General features: G+C 60.6%; 21 protein-coding genes. 7 read left to right on the plus strand and 14 right to left on the minus strand.

Features of this window, described 5'->3' with window-relative positions; translation table 11 throughout:
- Window positions 1-44 precede the first annotated feature (44 nt).
- Window positions 45-1,346: a hypothetical protein gene (locus HBO09_RS18340; protein WP_169995348.1), complete on the plus strand. Its 1,302-nt coding sequence runs from the start codon at window positions 45-47 to the stop codon at window positions 1,344-1,346.
- Window positions 1,347-1,424: 78 nt separating this feature from the next.
- Here HBO09_RS18340 and HBO09_RS18345 read toward each other — a convergent pair whose 3' ends face one another.
- Window positions 1,425-2,750 (minus strand): sigma-54 dependent transcriptional regulator, encoded by a 1,326-nt coding sequence (locus HBO09_RS18345; protein WP_169995346.1) that lies wholly within the window; start codon window positions 2,748-2,750, stop codon window positions 1,425-1,427.
- 341 nt (window positions 2,751-3,091) lie between these two features.
- Here HBO09_RS18345 and HBO09_RS18350 point away from each other — a divergent pair, with 341 nt between their 5' ends.
- Together HBO09_RS18350 and nhaB are read left to right on the plus strand one after the other, a co-directional pair.
- Window positions 3,092-3,358, plus strand: coding sequence for a hypothetical protein (locus tag HBO09_RS18350; protein WP_029291472.1), 267 nt, complete (start codon window positions 3,092-3,094; stop codon window positions 3,356-3,358).
- 216 nt (window positions 3,359-3,574) lie between these two features.
- Complete coding sequence (gene nhaB / locus HBO09_RS18355) at window positions 3,575-5,077, plus strand: sodium/proton antiporter NhaB (RefSeq protein ID WP_169995344.1); 1,503 nt, start codon at window positions 3,575-3,577, stop codon at window positions 5,075-5,077.
- On the opposite strand, the gene HBO09_RS18360 is transcribed toward nhaB, so the two are convergent.
- Genes HBO09_RS18360 through gnd form a run of 3 tightly spaced genes read right to left on the minus strand, consistent with a single transcriptional unit; the run spans window position 5,065 to window position 8,386 of the window.
- Entirely contained in the window at window positions 5,065-5,889 is an 825-nt protein-coding gene (locus HBO09_RS18360) for an HAD family hydrolase (RefSeq protein WP_169995342.1), read from the minus strand. The genes nhaB and HBO09_RS18360 overlap by 13 nt on opposite strands.
- Window positions 5,886-7,409, minus strand: a complete 1,524-nt coding sequence (gene zwf / locus HBO09_RS18365) for a glucose-6-phosphate dehydrogenase (RefSeq protein WP_169995340.1) — start codon at window positions 7,407-7,409, stop codon at window positions 5,886-5,888. Before zwf ends, HBO09_RS18360 begins: the two co-directional genes overlap by 4 nt.
- Window positions 7,406-8,386, minus strand: a complete 981-nt coding sequence (gene gnd / locus HBO09_RS18370) for a phosphogluconate dehydrogenase (NAD(+)-dependent, decarboxylating) (RefSeq protein WP_169995338.1) — start codon at window positions 8,384-8,386, stop codon at window positions 7,406-7,408. The genes zwf and gnd overlap by 4 nt, the downstream gene beginning before the upstream one ends.
- A 264-nt stretch (window positions 8,387-8,650) precedes the next feature.
- Here gnd and HBO09_RS18375 point away from each other — a divergent pair, with 264 nt between their 5' ends.
- From HBO09_RS18375 to HBO09_RS18385, 3 genes are all read left to right on the plus strand, one after another.
- Window positions 8,651-8,815, plus strand: coding sequence for a DUF6026 family protein (locus HBO09_RS18375; RefSeq protein WP_169995303.1), 165 nt, complete (start codon window positions 8,651-8,653; stop codon window positions 8,813-8,815).
- 133 nt (window positions 8,816-8,948) lie between these two features.
- On the plus strand, window positions 8,949-10,694 hold the full coding sequence (locus HBO09_RS18380; RefSeq protein ID WP_169995337.1) for a phosphoethanolamine transferase CptA: 1,746 nt from the start codon (window positions 8,949-8,951) through the stop codon (window positions 10,692-10,694).
- A gap of 150 nt (window positions 10,695-10,844) precedes the next feature.
- Window positions 10,845-11,066 carry a hypothetical protein gene (locus HBO09_RS18385; RefSeq protein ID WP_169995335.1) on the plus strand — a complete coding sequence of 74 codons (222 nt, stop codon included), beginning with the start codon at window positions 10,845-10,847 and terminating at the stop codon, window positions 11,064-11,066.
- 304 nt (window positions 11,067-11,370) lie between these two features.
- On the opposite strand, the gene HBO09_RS18390 is transcribed toward HBO09_RS18385, so the two are convergent.
- From HBO09_RS18390 to HBO09_RS18425, 8 genes are all read right to left on the minus strand, one after another.
- Window positions 11,371-11,862: a GNAT family N-acetyltransferase gene (locus HBO09_RS18390; RefSeq protein WP_169995333.1), complete on the minus strand. Its 492-nt coding sequence runs from the start codon at window positions 11,860-11,862 to the stop codon at window positions 11,371-11,373.
- Between the two features lie 151 nt (window positions 11,863-12,013).
- Window positions 12,014-13,120, minus strand: a complete 1,107-nt coding sequence (gene zapE / locus HBO09_RS18395) for a cell division protein ZapE (protein ID WP_169995331.1) — start codon at window positions 13,118-13,120, stop codon at window positions 12,014-12,016.
- Between the two features lie 251 nt (window positions 13,121-13,371).
- Entirely contained in the window at window positions 13,372-16,029 is a 2,658-nt protein-coding gene (pepN, locus tag HBO09_RS18400; protein WP_169995329.1) for an aminopeptidase N, read from the minus strand.
- A gap of 13 nt (window positions 16,030-16,042) precedes the next feature.
- The gene (locus tag HBO09_RS18405; RefSeq protein WP_178120329.1) at window positions 16,043-16,873 is read right to left on the minus strand and encodes a DUF2797 domain-containing protein; all 831 of its coding nucleotides are present in this window, start codon (window positions 16,871-16,873) and stop codon (window positions 16,043-16,045) included.
- Window positions 16,870-17,130 carry a DUF1315 family protein gene (locus HBO09_RS18410; RefSeq protein WP_029291449.1) on the minus strand — a complete coding sequence of 87 codons (261 nt, stop codon included), beginning with the start codon at window positions 17,128-17,130 and terminating at the stop codon, window positions 16,870-16,872. The genes HBO09_RS18405 and HBO09_RS18410 overlap by 4 nt, the downstream gene beginning before the upstream one ends.
- A gap of 27 nt (window positions 17,131-17,157) precedes the next feature.
- Window positions 17,158-18,027 (minus strand): rhomboid family intramembrane serine protease, encoded by an 870-nt coding sequence (locus HBO09_RS18415; RefSeq protein WP_169995327.1) that lies wholly within the window; start codon window positions 18,025-18,027, stop codon window positions 17,158-17,160.
- On the minus strand, window positions 18,024-18,998 hold the full coding sequence (locus HBO09_RS18420; RefSeq protein ID WP_169995588.1) for a metallophosphoesterase: 975 nt from the start codon (window positions 18,996-18,998) through the stop codon (window positions 18,024-18,026). Before HBO09_RS18420 ends, HBO09_RS18415 begins: the two co-directional genes overlap by 4 nt.
- Window positions 18,995-19,885 carry an NAD(+) kinase gene (locus tag HBO09_RS18425; protein WP_010210870.1) on the minus strand — a complete coding sequence of 297 codons (891 nt, stop codon included), beginning with the start codon at window positions 19,883-19,885 and terminating at the stop codon, window positions 18,995-18,997. The genes HBO09_RS18420 and HBO09_RS18425 overlap by 4 nt, the downstream gene beginning before the upstream one ends.
- Before the next feature lie 155 nt (window positions 19,886-20,040).
- Here HBO09_RS18425 and HBO09_RS18430 point away from each other — a divergent pair, with 155 nt between their 5' ends.
- Window positions 20,041-20,988: a DUF1853 family protein gene (locus tag HBO09_RS18430; RefSeq protein ID WP_169995325.1), complete on the plus strand. Its 948-nt coding sequence runs from the start codon at window positions 20,041-20,043 to the stop codon at window positions 20,986-20,988.
- A gap of 245 nt (window positions 20,989-21,233) precedes the next feature.
- Here the strand turns inward: HBO09_RS18430 and HBO09_RS18435 are convergent, their stop codons facing one another.
- Both HBO09_RS18435 and HBO09_RS18440 read right to left on the minus strand, forming a co-directional pair.
- Window positions 21,234-21,836 (minus strand): VWA domain-containing protein, encoded by a 603-nt coding sequence (locus HBO09_RS18435; protein WP_178120328.1) that lies wholly within the window; start codon window positions 21,834-21,836, stop codon window positions 21,234-21,236.
- Window positions 21,837-21,889: 53 nt separating this feature from the next.
- Window positions 21,890-22,888: an AAA family ATPase gene (locus tag HBO09_RS18440; protein ID WP_169995321.1), complete on the minus strand. Its 999-nt coding sequence runs from the start codon at window positions 22,886-22,888 to the stop codon at window positions 21,890-21,892.
- Window positions 22,889-23,018: the final 130 nt, after the last annotated feature.

The following is a 23,018-nucleotide window of genomic DNA, read 5'->3' on the forward strand; positions in this document are numbered from 1 at the left end:
GCTGACCCTCGACACTTACGCATTAGAAAAGGACGGCTTACTTCATGCACCGATCGTTATCACTACGTGCCGTTGTTTGTTTAAGTACGCTCTTGCCCGCGAGTATGTTGTACGCAGCGCCAGACGCGGATATCGAAACCCTCAAACAAGAACTGCTGGAGCTCAAGCAGCGCTACGAAGTCCAACAAAAAGCCCTGGCCGTCCTCGAGCAACGGGTGCGCCAGGTGGAAGACCAACCCGCTGTACCCGCGCCCAAACGCCTGGCCAAGTCGCCGGCGGACTTCAAGCAAAGCGGCAGCACGGTGGCCGCCAGCGGCGCCAAAGACGCCAAGGACGGTGCGGCCGGCGGCAGTTCCTATGGCCAATCGCTCAAGGATGATTCGGCGCCGGCGCAAAGCGTGAGCAACTTGTATAACGAAGCCAGCGGCTTTTTCGGCAACGGTAAGTTCAGTTTTGAAACCGGCATCAGCTACGCGCGATACGACGCCCGCCAGTTGACCCTCAATGGTTTCCTCGCACTGGATTCGATCTTTCTCGGCAATATTAACCTCGACCGGATCAAGGCCGATAACTGGACCCTGGACTTGACCGGCCGCTACAACCTCGACAACCGTTGGCAGTTTGATGTGAACGTACCGGTGATATACCGCGAGTCGACCTATCAGTCCGGCGGTGCCAGTGGCGGCGACCCGCAGGCCACTTCCGAAGAGACCGTGAGCCGGGACCCGACCATCGGCGACGTCAACTTCGGGATCGCCTACAAGTTCCTCGACGAATCGCCGACGATGCCGGATGCCGTGGTTTCGGTAAGGGTCAAGGCCCCGACCGGCAAAGAGCCTTTCGGAATCAAACTGTTGCGCTCGACGGCCAACGACAACCTGTATGTACCGGAGAGCCTGCCCACCGGCAACGGCGTGTGGTCGATCACCCCAGGGATCTCCTTGGTCAAGACCTTCGATCCGGCTGTGCTGTTTGGTTCGGTGTCCTACACCCACAACCTCGAAGAGTCGTTTGATGACATCAGCAGCGACGTCAACCAAAAGCTCGGAGGTAAGGTCCGCCTGGGCGACAGCTTCCAGTTCGGCGTGGGCGTGGCGTTTGCCTTGAACGAGCGCATGAGTATGTCGTTCTCAGTGTCCGACCTGATCCAGCGCAAGAGCAAGCTCAAGCCTGACGGCCGCGACTGGCAGTCGATTGTTTCCAGCGACGCCAACGCAGGCTATTTCAACGTCGGCATGACCATCGCCGCCAGTGAAAACCTGACCATCGTGCCCAACCTGGCGATCGGTATGACGGATGACGCACCAGACTTTACCTTCAGCCTGAAATTCCCGTACTACTTCTAAAACCGCTGCGCCCCCATGCAGTAGAAAAGGAAAAGCCCCGCCGCGATAAGGGTCGCGACGGGGCTTTTTTTACCCGCCCTAGCGGATTTGGTGTTTGTGCAGCAACCGGTAGAACGTGGGCCGGGAAACCCCCAACACACGGGCGGCGACACTCAGGTTGTCACTGTGCCGGTTCAGCACATCACACAGCGCCTGGCGTTCAGCGCGGTGCTTGTAGTCTTCCAGTGTGGCCATGGGTAGAACGATAGCCTGCTGGCTTTGCAAGCCAAGGTCGGCTGCTTCGATTTGCCGCCCTTCAGCCAGTACCAGGCCACGCCGCACCCGATTGGCCAATTCGCGCACATTGCCCGGCCAACCATGCTTGCTCATGGCGATCAGGGCGTCCTCGCTGAAACTGCGTGGGCGGCGCCCGGTTTCCTGGCTGTAGAACCTGGAAAAATGATTGGCCAGCATGCCGACATCGCCATGCCGCTCCCGTAGCGGCGCGGTAATCACTTGCAGGACATTGAGCCGGTAGTACAAGTCCTCGCGGAAAGTCCCCCTCTCGATGGCGGCTTCCAGGTCGACGTGAGTCGCGGCCAGCACCCGCACATCCACCGGGATCGGTTGGCTACCGCCAACCCGCTCAATGTGTTTTTCCTGGAGAAAGCGCAACAGGTTGGCCTGCAACTCCATGGGCAGGTCGCCGATTTCATCGAGGAACAGGGTGCCACCATTGGCTGCTTCGATACGCCCGATCTTGCGTTGGTGGGCGCCGGTAAATGCGCCCTTTTCATGGCCAAACAGTTCGGACTGGATCAAGTGTTCTGGGATCGCGCCACAATTGATCGCCACAAACGGCTTGGCGTGGCGCTGGGATTGGCGGTGCAAGGTCTTGGCCACCAATTCCTTGCCGGTGCCGCTGTCGCCACGGATCAGAATCGGCGATTCGGTGGGGGCCAGTTTGGCCAACAGTTTGCGCAGCTCACGGATTGGCCGGCTGTCACCCAGCAACTCATGCTCCAGTTCGTTCACGTGGGCGGCGCCTTTACCCCGCAGGCGTGCCATGCCAAAGGCGCGGCCCAGGGTCACTTGCACCCGTGACACATCGAAGGGCAAGGTGTGGAAGTCAAAAAACCATTCACAGACAAAGTCGCCGACGTTCTGCAGACGCAGCATTTCGGGGCTGAGCACCGCAATCCATTCGGTACCACTACGACTGATCAACTCCTTGACCGCCTCAGGTCGCTCCAAGTGCATGGGCAGGAGCCGCAACAGCCCCACATCACAGGTACGATCCCCCAATGCATCCAGGGCGCAACTGTCCACATCCCAGCCAGCCGCCCGCAAACCAGGCAATAACCGGTGGCAGTCGTCACAGGGATCGACCACAAGCACGCGACGCAGGGCTGGTGTAACGACCATGACTATTCCTTGGCGTCAAAATCATTAAAGTTATTTAGAAACAACAGTTTGGGCAAGCTGCTCATAACCCTAGCAAGATCTTGACGCTACCCTTGTATCGTTTCGCGATAAAACCATCACCGATACAGCGTTTAGCGATCAGCCCCCCCGGCGAGCGCTACTTCAATCTTTCATTCACCTTTCAAAATCGCGCCTTACATGACGTTAATCACGAAAAGTTGAATTTTGTTGTTCTAACATGTGACCCGTACCCCGTCATCGTGCATCAGTACAGGTACTAGCCGAACGGTAAGCCCAACCGACGGCACATCTTTTGATTGGGCACTTAGAGAGAAGACCCCATGAACGCCCCGCTCCGTATCAACGAAGCTCTTTTGATCGCAGACCGTGCTTTCCAACCTTTTCACTGCGTGGCCTGGGCCCCACAAGACGGCACTGGCGAACTGAGCCTGACCGTGATCGACCGCACCGAGAAACGCATCGGGCGCAAACAAATTCCTTGCAGCACTTATTCCGATCCAAAACAATTGGAAACCCTGCTGCTACAAGCCCGCGCCGAACTCAATGGCGAAGGTTATCAACTACAGTCCTGGGCAATGCCCAAGTAAGTTAAGGCAGCCACTGCGACATACCGTCGCTTCTTATATTGGCTGCAACTTGTTAAGACTATTAAACCCGTGGCGCGTGAGTTCGACTCCCGCCACGGGTTTTGCGTGCCTGACACTTAAGTATCTCCCTTCTTTATATGGCTGCCATGCCATGACCGCTTGATCTTCCTGCGAGCATCGGGCACTTTGCGCGCTTCTCGCCCCCAGGAGCACCCCATGTCCGGTTCAATGGCCCAGGCCTTCGCCCATAACTTCCTTGGGCACTCGCCCCGTTGGTACAAGGCCAGCATCCTCGCTTTCCTCATCATCAACCCCCTGGTGCTCTGGGCTTTTGGCCCGGTTGCGGCTGGTTGGCTGCTGGTGGCCGAGTTCATTTTCACCCTGGCCATGGCGTTGCACTGTTATCCGTTGATGCCCGGCGGGTTGTTGATGGTCGAGGCACTGTTGCTGCGAATGACCACGCCCCAGGCGCTGTACGACGAGCTGCTGCATAACTTTCCGGTGATTCTGCTGCTGATGTTTATGGTGGCCGGCATCTATTTTATGAAGGATTTGCTGCTGTTCCTGTTTTCGCGCTTACTGCTGGGCGTACGCTCTAAGGCGCTGCTGGGATTGATGTTCTGCTTTTTGTCGGCCTTTCTTTCAGCCTTTCTCGATGCCTTGACGGTCACTGCGGTCATTATCAGTGCCGCCGTGGGCTTCTATTCGGTGTATCACCGCGTGGCCTCAGGCAATGATCCACGCCAGGACAGCGAATACAGCGACGACCGCCATCTACCTACCTTGCACCACAGCGACCTTGAGCAATTCCGCGCCTTCCTGCGCAGCCTGTTGATGCACGGCGCCGTCGGCACCGCCTTGGGTGGCGTATGCACGCTGGTGGGAGAACCACAGAACCTGTTGATCGGCCATGAGATGGGCTGGAATTTCAGCGAGTTCTTCCAACGCGTTGCCCCGGTATCGTTACCGGTGCTGGTAGCCGGCCTGATGACCTGCGTACTGCTGGAAAAGCTGCGCTGGTTTGGCTACGGCACCCTACTGCCGGACAACGTGCGTCAGGTGCTGGCCAACTACGCCCGCGAAGACAACGCCGAACGCACCCCGCGCCAACGTGCGGCCCTGATTGTCCAAGGCCTGGCAGCAATGATCCTGATCGCCGGCCTGGCCTTTCATATCGCCGAGGTTGGCTTGATCGGACTGCTGGTGATCGTACTGATCACCGCCTTTACCGGGATTACCGAAGAGCACCGCATCGGCAATGCCTTCAAGGACGCCCTGCCCTTTACCGCATTGCTGGTGGTGTTTTTCGCTGTGGTTGCGGTGATTCACGATCAACAGCTGTTCACGCCATTGATCCAGTGGGTGTTGGCACTGCCCGCCGAACAACAGCCGGGCATGCTGTTCATTGCCAACGGCCTGCTGTCCGCGATCAGCGATAACGTGTTTGTCGCAACGATCTACATCACCGAGGTCAAGCAGGCGTTTGTGTCCGGCCATATGAGCCGCGAGCATTTCGAGACCCTGGCCATTGCAATCAATACCGGGACCAACCTGCCCAGCGTAGCGACACCCAACGGTCAGGCGGCGTTCCTGTTTTTGCTGACCTCGGCGATTGCGCCACTGATCCGCCTGTCCTACGGGCGCATGGTGTGGATGGCGCTGCCGTATACCGTGGTGATGGGCGTGCTGGGCTGGTACGCGGTCAGTTATTGGCTGTGAAGGATAAACCGCTCAATAGCCTGGGCCGCACCGTCCTCGACATTGCTGGCGGTGACCACATCGGCCTGACGCTTGACCGCCTCTTCGGCCTGGCCCATGGCAATCGATAACCCGGCCACTTGAAACATCGCCGGGTCATTGCCGCCGTCGCCGATGGCCGCTGTCTGCTCCAGCGCCACGCCAAGATGCGCGGCCAGGGTTTTCAGGGCATCGCCCTTGTTGGCCTGCATCGCCGTGATATCGAGATAGACCGGCTGCGAACGCGACACCTGAGCCAGGCCTGCGACCTTGGGCTGCAACTGCGCCTCCAGCTCAATCAACAACTGAGCATTGGCGCTGGCGGCGACGATCTTGTCGATCCGCCCCAGGACCGGCTCAAAACTCTCCACCACCACCGGCGCGTAGCCCAGGCCCTGCTGCTCCCGAGGCACCATGGGGCCCGTTGCATCGCGTAGCAACCAGTCGCCCTCGGCAAACACCCAGATTTCCACCTCCGGCTGCTCGCCCAGCAACGCCAAGGTGATCAGCGCCGCCTCTGCGGGCAAGTGGTGAGCAACCAGGATGCTGCCGTCCGGGTTGACCAGGGTGCCGCCGTTGAACCCGGCCGTGGGCACATCGACGCCCAGGGCTTCGATCTGCTGCAGCATGGCCCTGGGCGGTCGCCCGGTGGCCAGGCTGAAAAACACCCCGGCCTCACGCAGCGCCCGCACCGCATCAATGGTGCGCTGGCTCAGGCTGTGATCGGGCAACAACAACGTGCCGTCCATATCACTCAACAAAAAACGGATGGGTTGAATCGCGTCTGCACTCATCCGAGGCTATGCCAGGCGCGGCCATCACGGGCCAGCAACGCATCTGCCGCCGCCGGGCCGTCTTCGCCAGCCTTGTAGGCCTGGATCCCGTCGTCTTCCTTCCAGGCATCGAGGAACGGTTGTACCGCACGCCAACCGTTTTCGATGTTGTCCGCGCGCTGGAACAGCGTCTGGTCACCGGTCAGGCAGTCGTAAATCAGGGTTTCGTAGCCGGTGGAGGGCTGCATCTCGAAGAAGTCCTTGTAGGCAAAGCCCAACTGGATGTTGGCCATGTCCAGGGTCGGCCCGGGCTTTTTCGCCAGCAGGTCGAACCACATGCCTTCATTGGGCTGGATCTGGATCTTCAGGTACGTCGGCTTGAGTTCGTCGACTTCGGTGTCACGGAACTGCGCATACGGCGCCGGCTTGAAGCAGATCACAATCTCGGTGTCGCGCACGCTCATGCGTTTGCCGGTACGCAGGTAGAACGGCACGCCGACCCAGCGCCAGTTATCGATCATCACCTTCAGTGCCACGAAGGTCTCGGTGCTGCTGTCCGGGGCCACATTGGCCTCCTGCCGATAACCCGGCAGCGCCTTGCCACCGATCTCGCCGGCGGTGTATTGGCCGCGCACCGAGTTGGCCCGTGCGTCCTCCAGCGACCAGGGGCGCACAGCGCCAATCACCTTGGCCTTCTCGCCACGTACCGCGTCGGCGCCAAAGGCCGCCGGCGGTTCCATGGCAATCATCGCCAGCAACTGGAACAGGTGGTTGGGCACCATATCGCGCAGAGTGCCGGTGTTTTCGAAGAAGCTGCCCCGGGTTTCCACGCCGACAGTCTCGGCGGCGGTGATCTGCACGTGATCAATGTAGTGGTTGTTCCAGAACGCTTCGAACAGCACGTTGGAGAAACGGCTGATCAGGATGTTCTGCACCGTCTCCTTGCCCAGGTAATGGTCGATGCGGTAGATCTGCTTTTCGCTCATGACCTTGAGCAGGCAGGCGTTCAATGCCTCGGCCGTCGCCAGGTCGGAGCCAAACGGCTTTTCGATCACCACGCGGCGGAACGCCTCGGGGCTTTCTTCCAGCAGGTTGGCCCGGCCCAGGCGCTGCACCACTTCACTGAAGAAGCGCGGCGCAGTGGCCAGGTAGAACACCGCATTGCCGGTGCCGCTGTCGGCGATCTTCTGTGCGATATCGGCATAGGTGCCATCATCGAGAAAATCACCCTGCACGTAGCTGATGCCCTTGGCCAACTGGGCCCACAATTGTGGGTCCAGTGCATGTTCGGCATTGCCCTTGACCTTGCTCGCGGCTTCGGTGCGGATGAAGTCTTCGAGTTTCTTGGCGAAGTCGACATCGCTGATAGCGTTGTGATCCACCCCGACAATCCGCAGACCCTCACCCAGCAAACCATCGCGACTGAGGTTGTACAGCGCCGGCATCAGCAGGCGCTTGACCAGGTCGCCATGGGCACCGAACAGGAACAAGGTAGTGGGTGGAGCGGGCTCGGCCTTGGGTTTCTTGCCGTTGGCCGTCATTTTTTGGAAGTCTCCACATGGCCGCCGAAGCCAAAGCGCATGGCCGACAGCAGCTTGTCACCGTAGGTGCTTTGCTGGCGCGAGCGGAACCGTGCGAACAAGGAGTTGGACAATACCGGCACCGGCACCGATTGCTCCATGGCGGCTTCGATGGTCCAGCGCCCTTCGCCGCTGTCGGCCACGGAACCCGAATAGTTATCAAGCTTGGGGTCGGAAGCCAAGGCATCGGCAGTCAGGTCCAGCAACCAGGAAGATACGACGCTGCCGCGACGCCAGACTTCGGCGATATCTGCCACGTTCAGGTCGAACCGCTGTTCTTCTGGCAGGTTTTCCGAGTTCTTGGTCTTGAGGATGTCAAACCCTTCGGCAAACGCCTGCATCATCCCGTACTCGATGCCGTTGTGGATCATCTTCACGAAATGCCCGGAACCGGCAGGGCCTGCATGGATGTAACCACGCTCGGCACGGTCGTCGGTCGCTTTACGGTCCTTGGTCCGCGGGATGTCGCCCAGGCCTGGGGCAAGGGTGGCGAAGATCGGGTCCAGGTGCTTGACGGTCTCGGCGTCGCCGCCAATCATCATGCAGTAGCCACGTTCCAGGCCCCAGACGCCACCGGAGGTGCCGACGTCGATGTAGTGCAGGCCCTTTTCCGCCAGGGCCTTGCCGCGACGCACGTCATCCTTATAGAAGGTGTTGCCGCCGTCGATAATCACATCGCCGGGTTCCATCAGTTGGCTCAGGTCGTTGATCGTGGTTTCGGTGGGTTCGCCCGCCGGCAACATGACCCAGACAGCTCGCGGTTTTTGCAGGCCAGCGACCAGGGCGGCGAGATCCGCAACGCCGGTCGCGCCCTCTTCACTCAAGCCTTTTACGAATGCTTCATTACGGTCGTAGACCACGGTGGTATGCCCATTGAGCATCAAGCGGCGCGCAATATTCCCGCCCATGCGGCCTAGTCCGATAATCCCCAGTTGCATGTATTGATGCTCCCAACTACAAATAAAAAATGTGTGACACAGTTTATAGCGCAATGACGAATTAGTCCGGCGCCAATCGCACTAGTTTCATCACAAAAACAGGCCATCGTTTCACCATCACTGGCTGAAAAGTCACAACGACCCCGAAAAATAAAAAAGTTCCCTTGAGCCAAAAAAGAAATCAGAATCGCCCCTGACTCCTGCCAAGGGCCTCGACTCAAGCCCCCTGGCACCGCGATACACCGGCTATTTGCGAGGTAAGCAATGCGCACTGCACAGATCACACGCCCGCCACAAACCCTTTACGTCACCATCCGCCGCGACGAATTGCGCCAGTTGAAAGACGAACGTGAACAGTTGCAGCAGGAAGTGATCCGTCTGCGTGCGCAGTTGCAGGCCCAGCTCACGAATCAAGCCATCACCTGCTGAGCTTTTGCCGGCGCCTGCAATGCTCGCCACCTCAGACCCAACTCACGAAGTTTTCACCAGCCCTTCCCGATAATCCTTCGCCAGAACGCCGTCTCACCCATGGGCGGTGGCAATTATTGGGTTGGAGCGCTGCATGGCGATGTTCAAACGCAGCACGAAGTCTGCGACGGGGTTTGATTGGGCCGGCCTTGGCTGGATGTTCCTGTTTTTCTGGTATTTCTCGGGTATTACCCAGCTACTGATCCAATTGACCGGCACCTCCGGCTTCAGTGGGTTCCGCCAGGCGTTCTTCATGAGCGCGCTGTGGTTGGCGCCCATGCTGCTATTCCCGCGTCGCGCCAGACTGCTGGCCGCGTTGATCGGCGTGGTGTTGTGGGCCTGTTCCATGGCCAGCCTGGGCTATTTCTTTATTTATCAGCAGGAATTTTCCCAGAGCGTCATCTTCATCATGTTCGAGTCGAACATCTCTGAAGCCGGCGAGTACGCAACCCAATATTTTGCCTGGTGGATCGTGCTGGCCTTTATTGCCCACACGGCCTTGGCCATCTTCCTCTGGACCCGCGTGCGCCCGGTCTATCTGCCCAAGGGTCGGGCGATGATCGCGGCGACCGCCATTGTGCTGGCGATTGTCGGTTATCCGCTGGTCAAGCAGATCGCTACCAACGACACCCTGGAGCGGGCCATCGATGGTTTCGAAACCCGTGTCGAACCTGCGGTGCCGTGGCAGATGATCGTCGCTTATCGTCGCTATACCCAGCAGTTGAACAACATGCAGGGCATGCTCGACAACGTCAGCAAGATCCCGCCCCTGAGCAATTTCAAGGACAGCATGGCCGGCCAGCCGTCGACCCTGGTACTGGTGATCGGCGAGTCCACCAACCGCCAGCGCATGAGCCTCTACGGCTATCCACGCAAGACCACTCCGGAACTGGACAAGCTGCGCGACCAACTGGACGTGTTCGACAACGTCATTACCCCGCGCCCCTACACCATCGAGGCGCTGCAACAGGTGCTGACCTTTGCCGACGAAGACCACCCGGACCTGTACCTCAAGACCCCATCCATCGTCAGCATGATGAAACAGGCCGGCTACAAGACGTTCTGGATCACTAACCAGCAGACCATGACCAAGCGCAACACCATGCTCACCACGTTCTCGGAGCAGGCCGACGAGCAGGTGTACCTCAATAACAACCGCAACCAGAACGCCCGCCAGTACGATGGCGACGTGCTGGAGCCGTTCTCCAAGGCCCTCGCCGACAAGGCCGAGCGCAAGCTGATCGTGGTACACCTGCTGGGCACCCACATGAGCTATCAGTACCGCTACCCGCCGAGCTTCGACACCTTTACCGACCGCCAGGGCGTGCCGGATGGCGTGCGTGACGACCAGTTGCCCACCTACAACAGCTATGACAACGCGGTGCGCTACAACGACTTCGTGGTGTCGAGCCTGATCAAGGACTACGCCAAGACTGACCCCAACGGTTTCCTGCTGTACCTGTCCGACCATGGCGAGGATGTGTTCGACTCGGCGGGCCACGAAACCCTGGGCCGCAACGAGGGCAAGCCGACGGCGCCGATGTACACCATTCCCTTCATGACCTGGGCCTCGCCGAAGTGGCGTGCTACCCACGACTGGAATATGCAAGGCGATGTACAACGGCCCTACAGCAGCTCCCAGCTGATTCACACCTGGGCCGACCTTGCCGGCCTGAGCTTCGACGAACTGGACCGCAGCCGCAGCCTGGTCAGCGATAGCTTCAAGCCACGGCCATTGCTGATTGGCGATCCCTACCAGCGTCCGCAGAAGGCCTTGATCGACTTCAGCCTGATCAAGCCCAAGGTGATTGCCGCCCCCACGAATGTGGTGCTGAAGTAAACGCCCCTCACCCCGTCCAAAGTTAACCGGGTGGTTAACTTTGGATGTTCTTGACGTTAATTCTCATTTAATAAGCTTCCTACAGACTATTCCCATAAATCTGATCAGGGACGGTGCAGATACCGATCACTTTTAATGGGAATACATGCGATGAAACTTTCAACCTTGATGCTCGCCGGCCTGCTGGGCCTGACCTCGGCTGCGGCCTTCGCCGAAGGTGGCGCGGAACGCGTGAAGGAGCACTTCAACAACTTCAGCTTCATCCAGAAGCAAACCCACAGCGATGCTGAACAGACTGCGGCGACCGATGCCAAGGGCGCCGAAGCCGGCTCCGTCGAACAGGCGCGGGACAGCGAGCAACCCAAGAGCTGATGCGCCACTCGTGCCCCGGTGGTGACCTGTTTGTGGTGAGGGCTTGTCCCTCAATACAGCATGAGTATCTACACAACTATCTTCTTGGTATGTGTACATCTGCGTTGCTGCGGTTACGGCCACTTAGGGTTCGGCCCTGACGGCGGCCCGCCGCGATCGGCCATCGTGGTTTGACGGGGCGCCTGAAATCAAGATCAAAAGCAGAGCAACAGCAAAACCAGAGTGCGGAGCTACATTCCCCTGTGGGAGCGGCGGTGCGACGATTATGTCCCCCCCCAGAAGAGCGACTCGCGTAGATACGGCTTTAAAGCGCCTTGCTCCAGAACAGCATGCGGCCATGGGCCGGGTCGAACACCGAGTCATCAAAACCAAACTTGCGATACGAAGCCTGTGCCACCGGATTACCCTCCAGCACTTCGAGGGTGATCTTGCAGCAGCCACGTTGACGGGCGATTTCCTCGACCTTTTGCAGCATTTTCTGGCTCAGGCCCAGGCCACGGAACTGCTCCATGACCACCACGTCATGCACGTTGACCAACGGGCGGCAGGCGAAGGTCGAGAACCCTTCAAAGCAGTTCACCAGCCCGGCCGGCTCACCCCCGACAAAGGCCAGTACGCTGAATGCATGGGCACGCTTGGCCAATTCAGCCGGCAGTTGCGCCAGCAAATCGGCGGACAGGGCTTTGCCCCCGCCCATGGGATCTTGTGCGTAGTGATTGAGTAACAGGCCAATGGCCTCGGCCTGCACAGGATTGCTGTAGCTGGCTTGCAGCACCAGTATTTCTGCGGCTTCCATTTCCTTCCTCGATAGCAGTTAGGCAGGGATTACCTCCCCACAAAACCTCGATTGTAAGCGGGCCGTCGGCCATAGATGAAGGAGATTAACTACAGGTTTGTGCAGGAAAGCGCTATCACGCTTGCAATCGACAAAAGGTGGCTCAAAGCCATTATCTGCCGAAGCGCTGTAGCTGCATTTCTTGCAAGCGGCTGAGGGTCCGTCGAAAGGCAAACTCCAGATAACCCTCGGTGTACAGCGACACCAGAGGCACTTTGGCTTCGATGTATAACGGTACCTTGCGGTCGTAACACTCATCGACCAGGGCAATAAAGCGCCGCACACCGTCGTCGTGCACAGACAATTGCGGCAACTCACGATCCCCCGCTTCCACGCGCTGGGCGCCGTCTTCGGTGCCACGGGCAATCCGTCCAGAACGCTGCTGAGCACTCAAGCTGGGGACTTCGCCGAGCAATATGGCGCTGTAACGATCGCACAGCTGCATGAAATCCATGGCCGCCAACGGTTGCTCGCACAAATCGGCATAGCGACACCACAGCACCGTGGCAGAGGATTTCACCGTGGCAATGCTGCGTGAGCCCACGACCACCGGTGCATCGCTGCAGGCTTGTCCCGAGCTCAACCGCTCAAATACCTGTGCCAGTGCCTGGGGCTCATCGACCCAGTAGCGCTGCTCAGCGGTGCCGGGATGCAGGCGGTGATCTTCACTGCCCGCTACCGCCACCACCTGCATATGGGCCTTGATTGCCTCAATGGCCGGCATGAAGCGTTCCCGGTTGAAACCATCGGCGTAGAGTTGCTCCGGCGGCTGATTGGAGGTGCAGACCATCACCACGCCTTCGTCGAACATCACCTGGAACAAACGCCCGAGGATGATCGCATCGCCGATGTCATTGACGAATAGTTCGTCAAAACACAGCACCCGCACCTCCCCGGCCAACTCACGGGCCAGGGCCTGCAAGGGGTCGGGGGTGCCGGTCAGTTGGAACGAGCGCTGGTGGACCCAGCCCATGAAGTGATGAAAGTGCTGACGCCGCGCAGGCACCCGCAGGCTTTGGTAGAACTGATCCATCAACCAGGTCTTGCCACGGCCCACCGGCCCCCAGAGATAAACGCCGGTCACGGGACCATGGGCGCCCTGATGCAAGGCCTCATGGCAATCCTGCAAGATTTGCACGGCATGGCGCTGGGCATCGTCCTCGACAAAACCCGCGTGCAGGGCCTGCTGATACGCGGCCAGGGGTGAATCAAAAATCATACCGTTCCATGGCCAGAGAGCTCATCTGTGGAGAGGGGTTTGTTTGTGGCAAGGGGGCTTGCCGGAACGCCGTATCGCCCCCGCAGGGCTGCAAAGCAGTGTGTCAGATAGAGCTCAGGGGCTACAGGGGCTGCTGCGCAGCCCAGCGGGGGACGAGCCCCCTCGCCACAGACAAGCCCCTTTACTACAGACGGCACCTTCACTACAGACAAGCACCTTCATTACCGGGAGCCCCTGCTGGATAGTCAGCCCTATGCAAGGCTTTTGCTGACCACCTCAAACACATCGCTGGACAGCTCGCCCGAACCGCGGATGCGCTCCAGTTCAGCCTTCATCAGCGCCTGGCGGGCGCTATCGTATTTACGCCAGCGGGTCAGCGGCGCCAACTGCCGCGAGGCAATCTGCGGGTTGAAGGCATTCAGCTCGATGACCAGGTCAGCCAGGAAGCGATAGCCTGAGCCATCGGCCGCGTGGAAGTTGATCAGGTTCTGTCCGGCGAAGGCGCCAACCAGCGCACGCACCTTGTTCGGGTTCTTGATATTGAACGCCGGGTGCTGCATCAGCGCCTTGACCCGCGCAAGCCCGTTCGGCAATACGCTAGCGGCCTGGACGCTGAACCATTGGTCCATGACCAGTGGGTTGTCCTTGAAGTTCTCGGCAAACACTTGCAGGGCCTTGGCCTTCTCGGCCTCGAACGGCGAGTTGACCAGTACCGCCAATGCGGTCAGGCGCTCGGTCATGTTGTCGCACGCGTCGAACTGTTCCAGGGTCGCGGCCAGCACTTCGGGCTTGCCACTGAGCATCAGGTACGACAGCGCGATGTTCTGCAGGGCACGGCGGGCGAAGTGCTCGGCCGACGCCACGTAAGGCGTGTTGCGCGAAAGGTCGCGGTTGGCCTGATAGCGCAGCCACAGGCCTTCGAACAGGTGGTCGGCCAACTGCTTGCGCGCAAATTCGCGGGCGGCGTGGATCGCGTCGACATCCGCCACGTCGCTGATTTCGGTGAGGTAGGCTTCGCCCGGCAACGACAACATTTCCGCAACCATGGCCTGGTCCAGGCTGTCGTCGCTCAACACGCTGCGCAGTGCATTGACCAGCCGTTGATCCAGCACCAGGGCCTGGCCCTGCTGGTGTTGGCCGATCAAATCCTGCAACACCTGCACCGCCAGTTGCTGGCCCGCCTCCCAGCGATTGAAACCGTCGCTGTCGTGTTGCATCAGGAACATCAACTGGTCACGGCTGTAGGGGAAGCTCAGCTTCACCGGCGCGGAGAAACCACGCAACAGCGAAGGCAACGGCTGTTCGGCGATATCAACGAAGGTGAACGTCTGCTCGGCCTGCGTCACCGACAACACCCGCGAGGTGCCCGTCGCGACGGCTTCACCAGCCAGACGCAACGGCAGGTCAGCCCCATCGGCGTCCAGCAGGCCCAGGGCCACCGGAATCACGAACGGCAGCTTTTCCACATTGTCCGGGGTTTGCGGGCAGCTCTGACGGAAGGTCAGGCTGTAGGTCTTGGCTGCGGCGTCGTAGGACTCGCTCACCGCCAGACGTGGCGTACCGGCCTGGCTGTACCAGCGTTTGAACTGGGTCAGGTCGGCGCCGTTGGCGTCTTCCATGGCCTTGATAAAGTCATCGCAAGTCACGGCCTGGCCGTCGTGGCGCTCAAAGTACAGGTCGCTGCCTTTGCGGAAACCTTCGGCGCCGAGCAAGGTGTGGATCATGCCGACCACTTCCGAACCCTTTTCGTACACGGTCAGGGTGTAGAAGTTGGAGATCTCGATGAAGCTGTCCGGGCGCACGGCGTGGGCCATGGGTCCTGCATCTTCAGCGAATTGGTGAGTGCGCAGGTAGGCCACATCCTGGATACGCTTGACGGTGGCCGAGTTCATGTCCGCAGAAAAATGCGAATCACGGAATACGGTGAAGCCTTCCTTGAGCGACAGCTGGAACCAGTCGCGGCAGGTCACGCGGTTGCCCGACCAGTTGTGGAAATACTCGTGGGCGACGATTGCTTCGACCCGCTGATGCGCGGCGTCGGTCGCCGTCTCGGCGCGGGCCAGCACCGCACTGGAGTTGAAGATATTCAGGCCCTTGTTTTCCATGGCGCCCATATTGAAGTCGTTCACGGCCACGATCATGAAGATATCCAGGTCGTATTCGCGACCGTAGACCTCTTCATCCCAGCGCATGGACTTCTTCAAGCTGTTCATGGCGTGCTGGCACTTGTCGATATTTTCCGGCTCGACATAGATACGCAGTGCGACGGTGCGCTGGCTCATGGTGGTGAAGGTGTCTTCGACACACCACAGGTCACCGGCCACCAGAGCGAACAGGTAGGCCGGTTTCTTGAACGGGTCCTCCCAGGTTGCCCAGTGCCGACCGTCTTCGCCGGGGCCGCTGGCGATCGGGTTGCCGTTGGACAGCAGCACCGGATAGCTGTGCTGCTCAGCGATCACCGTGGTGGTGAACGTGCTCATCACGTCCGGGCGATCCAGGTAGTAGGTGATCTTGCGAAAGCCCTCGGCCTCGCATTGGGTGCAGAACATGCCGCCGGACTTGTACAGGCCTTCCAGGGCGGTATTGGTTTGCGGGTGGATGCGCACGCTGGTGTCGACAGTGAAGTTGTCGCTGATTGGCTGCAATGTCAGGTGGCTGTCGCTCAACTGGTAGTCGGCGGCGCTCAGCTCCTGGTCGCCCAGGGCGACGCTCAGCAGTTCCAGTTGCTGGCCGTCCAGCACCAGCGGCGGCAGGCCGGCGCCGCGCTCGGGATTGCGGCGCATCACCAGCTGCGCGTGGACCAGGCTATGGTCCTCGAACAACTCGAAGGTCAGGTGGGTCTCGTCGATCAGGTACTCGGGCGCCTGATAGTCCTTCAGGTAGATCATCTTCGGTTGTTCGGTGCGCATGCGTGAAATCCTTCTACTGATGCACGGCGAGCTGGTAAGCCGTGTATTTACGAATATTGATAACGCCGGTATCGAAGATCAGGTATTGGCCCTTGACCCCCAGCAGCGTGCCTTCGGCAATCGGGTTCTTGTCCAGGTTGAAGCTGACGATCTTGGCCGGATATTGCTCCACCGGGTAGCGGATTTCGAGGGGCTCGATATCGCTAACCGGTTGGATGGCCTGCAGGCCAAAGCGTTCCTGCAATTGCAGCAGGCCGTCGGCGCAGGAGACGAACAACTCGTCGCGCACCTGCTTGAGATCCACCGACGCCGCATCGCCCTTGAGCAAGGCGCGCCAGTTGGTCTTGTCGGCGACCTGGCTGCGCAGCACATCCTCGACAAAGCCAGATTGCTGGCGCGTGGCCACGCGCATGATCGGCAACGCCTGACTTGCCCCCTGGTCCAGCCAGCGCGTGGGCAACTGGGTGGCGCGGGTGATGCCGACCTTGATCCCCGACGAATTCGCCAGATACACCACATGGTCGGTCATGCAGAATTTTTCGCCCCAGGCCGGATCGCGGCAAGTGCCGGCATCGAAATGGCAGCGCTCGGGGCTCATGATGCACAGGTCGCACTGGGCCAGCTTGGTCATGCACGGGTAGCAATAGCCCTGGCTGAAACTGGTCTTGGTCTTGCGTCCGCAATGGGTGCAGTGGATCGCACCGAGGTATTCCAGGCGTATATGCGTGCCAATCAACGGGTTGACCGGCACCTCGGTATCACCCAGGCGAAAGGCGTATTGAACCGTCGGCGAACCCAGTTGCGCCGACATCTTGCTGACTGCACCACGGCCAATCTCAATCAATGGATGGCATCCGACTTGAACAGGATGTTTTCCACCGGGGTCGATTTGGACTGGCATTCCTGCGGGCCCATGTAGCCGGTGCGCTGGTCTTCCGGCAGGTTTTGCAGCTCCCAGGCAATCATCGCCTGCAGGGACAGTTCACGCTGTTCGGCGGTGAGCTTGCGGCCATCGGACCATTTGCCGATTTCCACGGCAAGCTTGAGGCTCTGGTAGATATCCGGCGTGATGTTTTCGATCATTTCAGCAAAAGAGGACATAAGACTCTTCCTTAACAAATAGGAGGGTTACCGGGCCTGCCTGCGACGGCTGTACAAGCCGCCCAGCAAGCCCGTCAGGCATCCGACTACCAAGCCGGCGACATGGGCCGCATTGGCGATTTCGCCGAAACCGATCATCGAGACCAGCCCCGACAGGCAAAGCAACAACCACACCAGCATCATCACCAGCACACCACGCGGCAGGCGATACGCCGGATTGGGCGCGAGCATCTGGTAGATCCAGCAATGGCCCAGCAGGCCGTACAGCACGCCAGACAAACCGCCAAACAGGCCAGGACCGCCAAAGGTATATTGCGCGAAGTTGGACGCCAGGCTGAACAGCAGGGTCAGGCCCAGCAGGTTGATACTGCCCTGGCGCGACTCAATGCGCCGCCCCAGTTCCCAGTACCACATGCCATTCATCGCCAGGTGCAGGATGCCGAAGTGGATCAGCATCGGCGTTACCAACCGCCACCACTGCCCCGCCGCCAGGCTGTCGGCCAGTGGAGTGAAGTACAGATATTCGCCGGCCACGTGGAAATTCAGGAACGTCAGCCAGCTCATGGTTTGCAGGTTGTCACCAAGCATCGTGACGGCACCGACGATCAGGCTCAGCAGCAACACACCAGCGGTCAACGGACTATGGCGCAATTGCTGGACAAAACCGGGGCGCTTGGCTACCGGTTCCTGAGGAATATCCAGCTGCTGGTCCGGGTCGCCAGCGGGAAAGCGTTGATACAGGCTGCGCACGTCCTCGCTGATCGCGTCCGGCACCCAGAGCACCTGCTCGCCGGCCTCTTCGCTGACGCGATGGGGCACCTGCATCCGCTGCAACAGTTTGACGAAGCCACCCAGGTCGACGCTCAGTGGCAAGCGCAATACCGCTACGGTACTCATGAAATCACCTCGGGGCGCTCGACATCGACCCACACGAACTTGTGCGGGTCGAGGCGGGTTTCCTGATCCAGCCGGTACGCTACCAGTTTGCCGTAGAGCACCGCGCTGTAGTCCAGGCAGGCCAGGTTCGGGCGGATCGGCGCCGGTTTACCGCTGCGCCAATAGTGGCCGACGAACAACAGCGGCTCATCGACGCCATAGCGCAGCAGGGAGTTTTTCTCAGTCGAGGATAAAGGCGTACGCGCCACCGGGTCGGGCAAGGCGTCAGGCTGGAACACGATGTCGCCGTAGGTCTTCGGGTCGTCCTCCCAGAACTTGGTGCGGAAGAACGAACGAGTCAGGCCGTCGCCGCCGGTCAGCGTCAGGCCGTCCGGCAGGCGCATATCGGTGCCGCGCAGCAGGCGGTCGAAGGCGTTGCAGGCAAAACTGCCAGGCACCGCTGCCGCCTGCAGGAAGTGCTCGTCAATGCATCCGTCGGGGAATTGTCTGCGCAGCGGCTCGATCAACCCCGAATCCCAGCAGGCATGCACCACGCGAAAACGCCCGGCATCGACAAACAACGGCATGTCGTAGAACCAGCCGAGGAAGTCATGCCAGTCGCCCGGATGATGTTCGAACTGGGTCAGGGTCTCGTGGATCAGCCGCTCATGGCGTGGCGAATGTTCACGCACGTACTGCTTGCCACTGCCGGGCGGTGCCAGGGTGCTCCAGCCCAGGGCGTTGAACTCATGGTTGCCCATGATGCACAACGCCTGGCCGGCTTCGACCATGTCGTGGACGATATGCAGTGCCTCGCGAATGCGCGGACCACGGTCGATGATATCGCCGAGGAACACCGCCATGCGTGAAGGATGGCGCCAGGTGCCGCCCTGCTTGTGGTAACCCATCTGGTCGAGCAGGTGCTCAAGGGTATGAGCGCAACCGTGCACGTCACCAATCAGGTCGTAGCTACGCGCGGGATCGAGCATCAGTCGCCTCCACCCCCCAAGCGGCTGCCCCAGCCCAGCTTGGTGCGGCACACTTCGTAGTAGTTGTGATCCAGCGGATGGATCAACCGCAACTTCTGCGCCTTTTTGCTCACAGTGATGGTGTCACCGGGGGCGCAGGTAAAGTGGTTCTGCCCGTCACAGGAGACTTGCGGGTAGATCTGCATGTCTTTGGAGACCACGATTTTCAGCTCACTGTTGCCATCGACCACAATCGGCCGGCTCGACAACATATGGGGGTACATCGGCACGATCACAATGGCATCGAGCTTGGGATGCATGATCGGCCCGCCCGCCGACAGCGCGTAGGCCGTGGAACCGGTGGGCGTCGCGACGATCAGGCCGTCGGCCTTCTGGCTGCAGACGAACTGGCCGTCGATGTACAGCTCGAACTCGATCATCCGTGTCGATTTGCCAGGGTGCAGCACCACATCGTTGAGGGCATCACCCTGGCCGATGGCTTCGCCGTGGCGGCGCACTTCGGCTTGCAGCAGGAAGCGGTTTTCCACCAGGTAATGGCCGTCCAGCACCTTGGCCACTTCGACTTCCAGGTCATCGGGGCGGATATCGGTGAGGAACCCCAGGCTGCCCCGGTTGATCCCCAGCACCGGCACGTTATGCCGCGCCAGGGCCCGGGCGGCGCCCAGCAGGCTACCGTCGCCGCCGACCACGATTACCATGTCGCAGACTTCACCGAGCATTTTGCGCGACGAGGTCTGCAGGCCGTGGCCAGGCAGAATCTCGGCGATGGTGTCTTCGAGGATCACATGCAGGTGGCGCTCAAGCAGAAACTTTTTCAGCCGGCGGACGGTGTCCAGAACCTGGGTACTGCCCAGGCGACCGATGATGCCGATATTGCGAAATTGCTCCATGGGGCTCCTGCAGGGTTTGGGTCTGGCAAAAAAGAACGATTATGGGCGAAAGGCCGCATTAGACAAAATCCTTTGTCGCCGCAAGGCCCAGACGACAACAGTTCTCAACGCCAGCCACAGTCCCGCGGCGAGTAGGAAACAGCTATGCTCGGACCATGAATCCGTTTCCCGACCTGTACTACCTGCCCCGTCAGTTGCGTCATCCCGAGGTGCGGGATCTGGCGTGGGTCATCCTCGCCCCGCCGATGCTGGCCCAGACGCCCTGGCCGCAACGCCACCCCCTGGCCGGCAGTGACTGGGTACAGCGGCCCGAGGCTTTGGAGCAATGGGTCAGGCAGTTGGACCAGGACAGCAGCCCCCTGCAGCATTGGCTGAGCCTGGCCCGCACCCGCCGCCTGGGCCTGTATTACGAACGTCTGTGGCAGTTTGCCGTGCAACACGCCCCCGGCGTGCAATTGCTGGCGGCCAACCTGCCGATCCGCCAGGCCGGGCATACCTTGGGTGAGCTGGATATGCTGCTGCGCGACCGTGACGGCGTGCATCACCTGGAACTGGCGATCAAGCTCTACCTGGGCCCGCAAGACGGTGACGGTCGTGATCCCGCGCAATGGCTCGGCCCAGGTTGTCACGACCGCCTCGACCGCAAGCTGGCGCACCTGGCCGATCATCAACTGCCCATCTCGGCCAGAGCCGAAAGCCGGGAGGTGCTGGCGGCCCTGGATATCCAGCAGTTCGATGCCCATCTGTGGCTGGGAGGTTACTTGTTGTACCCCTGGCCCGGTGAGGCGGCGCCGCCCCTCGGCGCCCATCCCCAGCATTTGCGCGGGCGCTGGTTGCATCAGCGTGATTGGCTGGATTTTATCCGCAACAGCCCGACGGGCCGCAGGCAACCCCTGCCCCGCCACGCCTGGCTCGCACCGGCGCATTACCCGACAGAGGACGTGTGGACGGCAGAACAGATGCAATGCTGGCTCGCCGACCTTGACCCGATGGCGCCGGCGCAGTTGTTGGTGCGGATGATTCAGAATGGCGAGGAGTGGGAGGAAGCGGAGCGGCTGTTTCTGGTGGCGGATCTTTGGCCGAATGTGCCGGGGGCGGGCTGATATTCCGGTGGGGGATTTGAAGGCCTCATCGCAGCATCGGTATCTACACAATTTTCAGACACTGACGACCTCCCCTGTGGCGAGCGGGCTTGTCGGAACGCCGCATCGCCCGCGCTGGGCTGCGAAGCAGCCCTAAACCCGGACATCGCGGTTTATCTGAAGAAACGCGGCGGGTGTTTTGGGGCTGCTTCGCAGCCCAGCGCGGGCGATGCGGCGTTCCGACAAGCCCGCTCGCCACAGAAGCCCTACAAACCATCAATATGCCGATAATCCACGCACAACCCCGCAGCTAGCTCCCGGGCCCGCCCCAAGCGTATCGGCCCACGTTCGATATCCACCAGCAAGCCCTGGCACTGCAGCACTGGCAATGCGCCGATGTCTTTCAACCGGCCATCGGTAATCACCAGTAATCGCTGCTGTTCAGCCGGATACCGCTTGCGCCGTGCTACCAGCCAATGCCCGGCCTCGGTCAATGCAGCGAGCAACGGCGTCCCGCCGCCCGCGCCCAGCCCATCCAACCAGCGGCCCAAGCCCCTCGCGGCCTTCAAGCCTTGGACCTGCCAGTTCGGCACCTGCCCGCTGGCGGTCAACAAGGCCAACCGCGCCCGCTGCCGATAGGCATCGTCAAACACCTGCGCCAGCAAGCCCTTGGCATCGCTCAACGCCTGATGGCGCCGCGTGGACGCCGAGGCATCGACAATGACCAGCCACAACTCATGGGCCGAGCGGCTGCGCAGGTGAAAGCGCAAGTCTTCGCGGGACTGCGGTCTGCCCGCCAGCAAGGTGCCCGGCCAGTTGACCACGCCCTGCTGCGCGCTACGCGCCTTACCCTGCCGGCCCCTGGCCAATCGCCCGGCTTTGGGGCGGGCATCCGCCCCCGTGTCAGATCGGGGGCGGATGCCTAGGGCTTTTTTGGCCAGGCCGGCACCTCTCGGCGAGCGCCCATGGGCAACGCAGGCGCGGGCATATCGCCCCACTGGCCTTGGCCCGAAGAAGTATCTGATGGTTGGGGCGCCTGGCCCTGATCGGGCGTGCTGGCAGGCGAAGAGTGTTCCTGGCGACGGTGACATAGGGCAAATTCGGCAACGGCCTCTATATCTTCTTCAGCGATGGCCGCAGCACCACGCCACGCCGCATGGGCCCGCGCCCCGCGCAACCACACCAGATCGGCACGCAGGCCATCGACCCCGGCGGCAAAACAGCGCTGGCTAATCTGCGCCAGGGTCTGATCATCCAGGGCGATGCTGTCCAGGCGCGCACGGGCCTGGGTACAGCGCTCGCGCAATGCCGCTTGTTGATCGGCCCACTGTGTACAGAAGGCCGCAGGGTCGCTGTCGAAATCCAGGCGCCGGCGGATGATCTGCCCACGCTCGGCCGGCAGGGTCTGCCCGCTCAACGCCACATTGAAGCCAAAGCGGTCCAGCAGTTGCGGGCGCAATTCGCCCTCTTCCGGGTTCATTGTGCCGATCAGCACAAAACGCGCCGGATGCCGGTGGGAAATACCGTCGCGCTCGATCAGGTTGGTGCCGCTGGCGGCGACGTCGAGCAGCAGGTCCACCAGATGATCGGGCAGCAGGTTGACTTCGTCCACATACAACACGCCGCCGTCAGCCTTGGCCAGCACGCCCGGGGAAAACTGCGCACGACCTTCGGACAGGGCCGCGTCCAGGTCCAGGGTGCCCACCAACCGTTCTTCAGTGGCGCCCAAGGGCAAAGTGACAAACTGCCCGCTGGCCAACAGATCCGCCAGGCCGCGGGCCAGGGTGGACTTGGCCATGCCACGCGGACCTTCGATCAGCACGCCGCCGATCTTCGGGTCGATGGCGGCCAGGCATAGCGCAAGCTTCAGGTCGTCGGCGCCGACTACAGCCGACAGTGGAAAATGCGGGGTGTCAGTCATACTGATATCTCGATGATTTCTGTCGCGCCCCTGTAGGAGCGAGCTTGCTCGCGAAAATAGTCAACGTTGACGCGAGTATTGATGAGCGCGTTGCCCTTGGGTTTTTCGCGAGCAAGCTCGCTCCTACAGT

The organism is Pseudomonas sp. WS 5027 (assembly GCF_012985695.1).
In the GTDB taxonomy this organism is placed as follows: Bacteria; Pseudomonadota; Gammaproteobacteria; order Pseudomonadales; family Pseudomonadaceae; genus Aquipseudomonas; species Aquipseudomonas hygromyciniae.